This window comes from Mycobacterium sp. E2479, from assembly GCF_001667925.1.
In the GTDB taxonomy this organism is placed as follows: Bacteria; Actinomycetota; Actinomycetes; order Mycobacteriales; family Mycobacteriaceae; genus Mycobacterium.
This window is the reverse complement of sequence record NZ_LZJR01000120.1, coordinates 24240-31905: the sequence shown is the minus strand read 5'-3', so window position 1 is coordinate 31905 and position 7666 is coordinate 24240. Positions and strand designations below refer to the sequence as shown.

The 7666-nt window shown below is 61.9% G+C and carries 7 protein-coding genes; 5 read left to right on the top strand and 2 right to left on the bottom strand.

What is annotated here, in order from left to right:
• Positions 1 to 1232: 1232 nt before the first annotated feature.
• Complete coding sequence (locus tag A5686_RS17680) at positions 1233 to 3911, top strand: adenylate/guanylate cyclase domain-containing protein (RefSeq protein WP_067936926.1); 2679 nt, start codon at positions 1233 to 1235, stop codon at positions 3909 to 3911.
• A 227-nt stretch (positions 3912 to 4138) separates the two neighbouring features.
• On the opposite strand, the gene A5686_RS17675 is transcribed toward A5686_RS17680, so the two are convergent.
• A complete protein-coding gene (locus A5686_RS17675) occupies positions 4139 to 4549 on the bottom strand; it encodes a cupin domain-containing protein (protein ID WP_067936924.1) in 411 nt (136 codons plus the stop codon).
• Positions 4550 to 4658: 109 nt separating this feature from the next.
• A complete protein-coding gene (locus tag A5686_RS17670; protein WP_067936920.1) occupies positions 4659 to 5423 on the bottom strand; it encodes an SDR family oxidoreductase in 765 nt (254 codons plus the stop codon).
• A gap of 693 nt (positions 5424 to 6116) precedes the next feature.
• Between A5686_RS17670 and A5686_RS17665 the strand changes: the two genes are divergently transcribed.
• The 4 genes from A5686_RS17665 to A5686_RS17650 all read left to right on the top strand — a co-directional run bounded on the left by A5686_RS17665 (position 6117) and on the right by A5686_RS17650 (position 7602).
• On the top strand, positions 6117 to 6515 hold the full coding sequence (locus A5686_RS17665) for a GNAT family N-acetyltransferase (protein ID WP_067936917.1): 399 nt from the start codon (positions 6117 to 6119) through the stop codon (positions 6513 to 6515).
• Between the two features lie 265 nt (positions 6516 to 6780).
• Positions 6781 to 6990 carry a hypothetical protein gene (locus A5686_RS17660; protein ID WP_067936915.1) on the top strand — a complete coding sequence of 70 codons (210 nt, stop codon included), beginning with the start codon at positions 6781 to 6783 and terminating at the stop codon, positions 6988 to 6990.
• On the top strand, positions 6981 to 7280 hold the full coding sequence (locus A5686_RS17655) for a WXG100 family type VII secretion target (protein ID WP_067936912.1): 300 nt from the start codon (positions 6981 to 6983) through the stop codon (positions 7278 to 7280). The genes A5686_RS17660 and A5686_RS17655 overlap by 10 nt, the downstream gene beginning before the upstream one ends.
• A 37-nt stretch (positions 7281 to 7317) precedes the next feature.
• Entirely contained in the window at positions 7318 to 7602 is a 285-nt protein-coding gene (locus A5686_RS17650; protein WP_067936910.1) for a WXG100 family type VII secretion target, read from the top strand.
• The last annotated feature ends 64 nt before the right edge of the window (positions 7603 to 7666 follow it).

The window sequence follows — 7666 nt, the reverse complement described above, 5'->3', positions numbered from 1 at the left end:
GGACATGGCCCTGGCGGACCTGGGCCGGGCGGACCTGGGGTGGGACCGGGTGGACCGGGACCTGGCGGACCGGGACCAGGGCCCGGCCCGGGGCCTGGTCCCGGCCCCGGGCCGCCGGGACCGGGGCCCTCGGGAACCGGACCCAATTCCGGTCCGCCGAGGCTTGGTACGCATTTTTCGCAGGGCGGATTCAACGGGACTGCGTTGGCAAGCCCCTCGCCCACCGTCAGTCCCGAGATGCCAAGACCCGCGGCAATGGCCGCCCCGGCCACACGCTTCACATACATTCCGTTCGTCCCTCCGACTGCTCGCCGACGATCACGGTGGCCTCGGCGATTACGCTGACCGATATCTCCCACTTACCCGCTGGTCCGAGCGTTCTTATAGCGAAGGTAACACCTCTTCGGTCAGCCAGCAACGCTGTTAAATGTTCTAAGCAAGTCCATAGTTATTTGCTGCCGCCGACCAAAGTAAAGCATTGAGAAAGGGCAGTTCGGCCACGCACATCTTTTCCTACAGATGCGACTGTCCGAGGTTTCAGCGGAACCCCTGCATTCAGTAACCACTACTGCCCAGTACCAGTAGGCCGTCGCCTTTACCTGGTGAAAGCAATAATTTACGGACCTACTGAGTTCCGACCAGTACATCAGTATTTATTACTTTCATTGATCGCTCGCTTGCCTATATTCGCGCTATTAGTCAATTAACTTAGAAGAAAATAATTACTACACATCCTGGCCTAAGATCTTTCAGCTCAATTAGCACGGGCTGCGGGTCAGCAATCAGATGTATAATGCCTGCTAATAGCGCGTTCGCCTTTGGCAGGTCCCCGATCGTTATGGGCAGGCCGAGCGTGGTTGAGCATGGCCCGGGGCTTCCGAGCGTAATCCACGATCACGCGCAAATCGGTGGCCCACCAACGCCAGGCTGGCGTCCTCGAGGATGTCATGACATACGGAAGTACTGATTCCTGGCGGACGAAATCTCCGGGCGACGAGACGACCCATCGACGCCGATCGCTTGAAGGGTGACGTCGAACCATCCCGCGGCGCCGGTGCACCACCACCCGCCGCCTCGCCACCGGCCGAACCTGCCGCCGTGCGGACCCGAAGCGCGGTTCGTCGACTGCGACTGCGACTCACTCACCGCTTCGGAATGGGTGCCTTGCGAAAGTCTCGAACATTGGCTGCGAATAGCCGCCTGAGCAGGGCTTTGTATGACATCCTTTGCGGATGTTTACGGGGGTGGCCCCTTCGGGGGTGGTGACCTTTCTGTTCACGGATGTGGAGGGGTCCACCCGTCGGTGGGAAGCCGACGCCGACGCTATGCGGGCCGCACTCGCCGCGCATGATGACGTGTTGCGCTCGGCGATTGAGGCCAATGGTGGCTTCCTGATCAAGCACACCGGTGATGGCGCGGTAGCAGCGTTCTCGTCGCCAAGGGCGGCGGTGAATGCGGCCATCGCCGCCCAGCGCGAACTGGAGTTGCCGGTCCGAATGGGGCTGGCCACCGGGGAGGCAGAGCTGCGGGATGGGGATTACTTCGGAGCTGTGCTGAACCGTGCGGCGCGGATCATGTCCACCGCGCACGGCGGGCAAATCCTGGTGGCCGAATCGACGGCGGTTCTGGTCAGCGGAATCGACCTGGTCAACCTGGGGCCACGTCGGCTGCGGGATGTGCCGATGCCGGTCGGGGTCTACCAAGTGAGGGCGCCCGGTTTGGCCACCGACTTTCCGGCGCTGCGAGCGCTCGATACAACGCCCGGGAACCTGCGGCCGGCGACCACCAGTTTGATCGGACGCGAGGCAGCGGTCGCGGACATCGCAGCGGCGGTCAAGGCGCGACGGTTGGTGACGCTGACCGGCGTCGGTGGGGTCGGTAAGACCCGCCTGGCGTTAGAGGTCGCGGCACGACTGGCCGATGAGTACCCCGATGGTGTGTGGGTTTTCGAACTGGCCGCGGTAACCGATCCCGCAGCCGTGCCTGACATGGTTGCGTCGGTCTTGGGGGTAATACAGCAGCCCGGCAAGAGCGTGAGCGAGTCGCTAGCCGCCGCGTTGGAGGGCCGGGTTCGGCTGTTGGTATTCGACAACTGCGAGCACGTTCTCGATGCGGCCGCCGATTTGATCGAGGCCATACTCGCGCAGTCGGCGACGGTACGAATCCTCGCTACCAGCCGAGAGGGGCTCGGAGTCCCCGACGAGCAGGTGTGGCCGGTGCGCTCGCTGGACTCGGCGGCGGGTATCGACTCCGCAGCGGTGCGGCTGTTCGTCGAACGCGCCCAAGGCACTTCGGCGGGCTTCTCGTTAGTCGACGGCGGTGAAGCCGCCGCGGTCACCGAGATTTGTCAACGTCTGGATGGGATTCCACTGGCCATCGAGCTAGCGGCGTCGCGGATGGCGTCGATGACCGCCAGTGAAATGCGCGATCGTCTCGATCACCGGTTCAGGTTGCTGGTCGGCTCGCGGCGCGGCCTGGAACGCCACCAAACCCTGCGCCACGCAGTGGCCTGGTCCTACGACCTTCTCGATGGCACCGAAAAGACGCTGCTGGGACGCTGTTCGGTGTTCGCGGGCGGGTTTGACCTCCAAAGTGCCTGCGCGGTAGCCGGATCAGCTGAGCGCGACGAGTACGCCGTGCTGGAGGCACTCGACGCTTTGGTGCGCAAGTCACTCGTGCTCGCCGCGCGGTCTGGCGGGCGGACCCGGTATTCGATGCTGGAAACGATCCGCCAGTTCGCTGAGGAACAACTCGTCACATGCGGTGCGGCAGAGGCGGTCCGGACAGCGCACGCACGCTACTTCGCCGGACGAGAAGCCGACGTCATGGACCTGTGGGACAGCCCGCGCCAACGCGAGTCGTATGACTGGTTCGCAATGGAGTTGGCGAATCTGCGAACCGCGTTTCGGTGGGCCGCCGATCACGCCGACGTCGATGCGGGCGCGACTATCGCTGCGTGCTCGGCTTTTCTCGGCTTCCTTGTCGAAAACTACGAGCCACTGGCCTGGGCCGAAGAGATGATCGAACCCGCCCGAGCCGTCAACCATCCCCGGCTCGCTCCCCTGTGCGTGATGGCAAGCCAGTGCTTTTTCCAAGGGCGCATCGAGGAGGCTGTCGGCTACAGCGACATCGGAGCGTCGGTCATCGCCGGGGGCGGTGATACGGCGCCGTATGACGCGGCCGAGAGTTGGCTCGGCAGTTCATACCTGTCGATTGGCCAACCCGAGCGGTCGGTCGAGCTATGCCGAGCCCGGCTTTCACGCGGTGGTCGCACCAATACAGCCACCTGGGCAAGCCTAATACTCTGGCTCACGGTTACCGGCGCCAACGACCAGGCGATGGTCACCGCCGATGGCCTCATCGATGCCGCCGAAGCGATTCCCAATCCGTGCGAGCTGGCGTATGCGCTTCTCGCCTACGGGTGGGTCTTCCGCGACACGGATGCCGACCAGGCACTGAAGGCTCAGCGCCGGGGGCTGGCCATCGCGCAGGACAGTGGCAACCGTCTGATCGAGACACAATTGTTGATGACGCTGTCCGGGCTTGCGGCGCAACATGGGAACCCGTTGGAGGCGTTGGAGTTCTCCGCGTTGGCTATTCGCAAATTCCACGAGTCGGGCAACGTCGGCATGTTGCACCTGCCCTTGGCCCTCCTCGCAGCATTTCTCGACCGGCTCGGACGGTACGAAGCGGCGACCACTATCGCCGGCTTCGCGGCACTCAATCCGGTGACAGTGTCGGGATTCCCCGAACTCGTCACCGCGGTCACTCACCTCCGTGAGGTCCTCACCGACCAGACCTACGAGTCGCTCGCCCGCAAGGGCGAAGCGATGACGGTATCCGCCATCGTGACATACACCTTCGACCAAATCGACCAGGCCCGAGCAGGATTGGATGCTATCTCGAAATAAACCAGACCACCGCCTACGCTCATATCGGTGCGTTAAGCCGCGTCGACTTCCACCATGCTGAACGGCGAGGCCGTCGGCATTATTCACGTCATGTGAACGCCCGCCTGCTGCACCAGATTTCGATACTCATCACCGGTGTGTTCCCGGCCCGCATTACTGACCAGCATCTCCAAACCCGGCCAGCTGGCGACCCAGTCCCGGTCGTCCGCAGTTATAAAGATGCTTTCTCAATCGGTGACGCGCAGCGCCTTCCGCTCGTCAAGCTCCTCTTCGGTCACCCGTTCGATCATCGGTTTCCCTGGCACGCGAAACAATGTGAGGACGAAGCGACAAGGGACGTCAGTCCGGTTGTTAGCGTCCCGATAATGGATCACGTCGCCACCGGGTCCCCAGAACGCATCCCCGGCGCGGAGAACGCGTGGCGCCTCGCCCTCGATCTCGAACAACATCTCACCGTCAATCATGTAACCGAAGCCCGGACCGCCAGGAAGGCGATGTGGCGGGTAGCCAGGGGCGCCCGGTGGATGGTTGATGAGCACAGTCATCACCTGGGCATCGCCAGGAATCAACGGTGACCGCACTTCCTGGACTACTTTCATCGTGGATTCCGATTTGGACTCAGTCGTATCCTGCGGCATTTGTGATCTCTCTGCTGGTCGTGAAGCACGGAGCGGACGATGGGAACTTGGAACCTCCCCGCCGTGCAAGCAACATCACGGCAGGCGTGATCAATTCGCTTGCCGTCCTTTAATTCTCCTGAGCGCGGCCGGAGTATGCGTTGATCCAGTCGGAGTAGCGGGTTGTGAAGATGGTGGCTTTGTCGTCGGGGGCAAGCGTGTGATCGTCGATCACCGCACCGAAGTACGGCGCCTGAGAATCAGTCACGACCTGTCGTTGATCGCCGATGGCGGCGAGGCCCGTGCGGACAAAGTCGTCCATCCCCATTGTTTCGGGTCCAGCGATCTCCGTTACCCCATTGATGGGACGTCCGACAGCCGCGCGGGCCACGGCGGTCGCGACGTCGTCGGCGGCTATAGGACGAAACATCGCGTGCGGCAGCCTGACGATCTCGCCATCTGTCGCGGAATCGGCCAAGCCAACCGCGAATTCGTAGAAGGGAGTTGCTCGCACGATCGAGTAAGGCCGGCCCGAATCCTTGATCAGGTTTTCCTGAGCTGCCTTTGCCGTGTTGTAGCCGCTGTCCGGCATGACCTGCGCGCCCACTACGGACAACGCGACGTGGTGTTTGACTCCCGCTTCCCGTTCAGCAGAGACAAGATTCGCCGTTGTGGTTGTGAAGAAGTGCAGCACGGGTTCATCGTCGAACAATGGTGAATCGGCGACGTCGACCAGCACCTCCGCACCGGCGAGGGCGTCGGCGAGGCCTTCACCGGTGAGTGAATCGACACCCGTCCGACGCGAGGCGACGATCACGTCGTGTCCCTGCGCACTGAGCTTGGACACTACTTTCGAGCCGATCAGCCCACGACCGCCGATGACAACGATCTTCATAATGAACCTTTCAGAATTGGGTCATTCCTCGCGGCGGTCAGTCTCCGACCTGGACTGAAGACCGCCGGCGCGGGTGGGTGTTCGTCCCACCGATCGATGTAGGAATGAGCTCTGGCCGGAGGTGGACGAGAATCCCAACGGTTTTCTCGAGTGATTGTTACACGCGCTATTGGGTAGGTCAACCCAGTAGTTTTAAGATGCGGGCAGTGTTGGACTGACCCGGCGATCTATTCCGGACGGTAGCCCAAATGACTGAACAGTTATGGCAGTTTCGGGTGGAAGTGGTTGCGGAAGAATGTAGTTGACCGGCCGATTGCTGGGCGTTGAGCGCAGCCTCGGATCACGCGGCTGCATCGCTGATTGCTTGGCCGATATCGGCGGCCGATACTCGCCTACCCGAGGGCACCGATAGCCCGACTGGCGATCCCTCTGGGGCATTAGACCCAGTTAGCGAAAACGCGGAGTATTGTCGGTGGAATGACCAAGGACGATTCCGACTGCCTCACCCTGTCTGCGCGGGCCGGAGGAACACGCGACGGGATCCCTGGTTACCCCGCTGGATTGGCCCGCGCCCCCAGGGATCGAAGCTTTGAGTGCATGTGGTGTGGGGCGAGTTGAGGTGTCGCGTGCCCTTGACCGCCAGCCGTCCTCGCCAGGCTCCCGCATGTTGTGACATGGAAGGAATATTTGACTGTGAGTGAAACGCCAACGCCGATGGGCAGTGTCGAATGCAATGCCCACGATGGACTCCGGACGATTGTCACCGACAACGCCGAAGAAGACCGGTTCGAGGCCGCTGTTGACCACCAGGTGATCGGTCGACAGCCCTACCGCCGCTACCGCGGACACATCGTGTTGATGGCCGCCCACGTCGATACGCAGTGGCGTGGTCGGGGTGTGTCGTCTGCGATGATCGGCGGTGTGCTGACACTGATCCGGAGGGCCGGACACACGGTTGTTCCGCGATGCAAGATTACGGGTGACTACATTCTGCGCCATCCTGAATACCAGGACCTGGTCACCGACGAGTATCGGGGATTGCTCCGCCCGGTGTCGCGTCCCGCCGCGCCGGCGGCTCCGGATAGCCCCTAGCCGACCGCGCCAGGCACACGAGGGTCGCTCGTGCAGACCTAAATCACCGAAGTCGCCCGAAAAGTGCGAATCGGCCACCTTGTTCAGCGCGCTTCGATGACGGCGCTCACCCGGGTGAATAGCTGGTTTGGGCGATGACAGCTCACCCCACCTGCCTGCAGTCTCAGTACCACCAGGACCGGAGGGAATTGTCATCCCGTCTGCGAGGCGACTCAGCTGAGCCCGTCAGTAGTCGCAGCCGCCTGAGAATTGGAAAGGCGCGCACATGCATTTCGAGGCCAAGAAGGTCATCGTCGTCGACGGCAGTGCCAGCAGCGGCCGACAGGCCGCAGTCAACGTTGCCAACTCTGTGACATATCTGCCGTCCGATGAGATCAATTGGCTCACCGGCGCAATTCTCATCATCGATGGCGGCATCATCGCGGGCCGCAACACATCAGCTAATACACCTTCAGGAGACATTCAATGCCTGTGACACGTTTTATGACTGACCCGCATGAGCTGCGGGCGATGGCGGGACGTTTCGGCGTGCACGCCCAAACCGTGGAAGACGCTGCCCGCATGATGTGGGCGTCGAGCCAAAACATTGCCGGCGCCGGCTGGAGCGGCATGGCTCAGATCACCTCCTACGACACCATGGGCCAGATGGATCGGGCCTTCCGCAACATTGTCAACATGCTGCACGGAGTGCGCGACGGGCTGATCCGCGACGCCACTAACTACGAGCAGCAAGAGCAAGAATCCCAGCAGATCCTGAGCAGCTAGCCAAAGCGGTATGTCCCGCGATAGGAGAACACCGACAATGACAATAAACTACCAGTTCGGCGACGTGGATGCGCACGGCGCCACGATCCGGGCCCAAGCCATGGCATTGGAGGCCGAACATCAGGCCATTATTCGTGATGTGCTTGCCGCTGGGGATTTTTGGGGCGGCGCAGGGTCAACGGCATGTCAGCAATTCATCACCGAGTTGGGCCGCAACTTTCAAGTGATCTACGAACAAGCTAACGCCCACGGCAACAAAGTGCGCGCGGCCGGCAGCAACATGGCAAGCACAGATGCTGCCGTCGGCTCCAGCTGGGCCTAACAAACTCTCACCGGCACAACCATTTCCGTGGTTCGGCTCGCAACAGCGTAATCATTCCAGCACG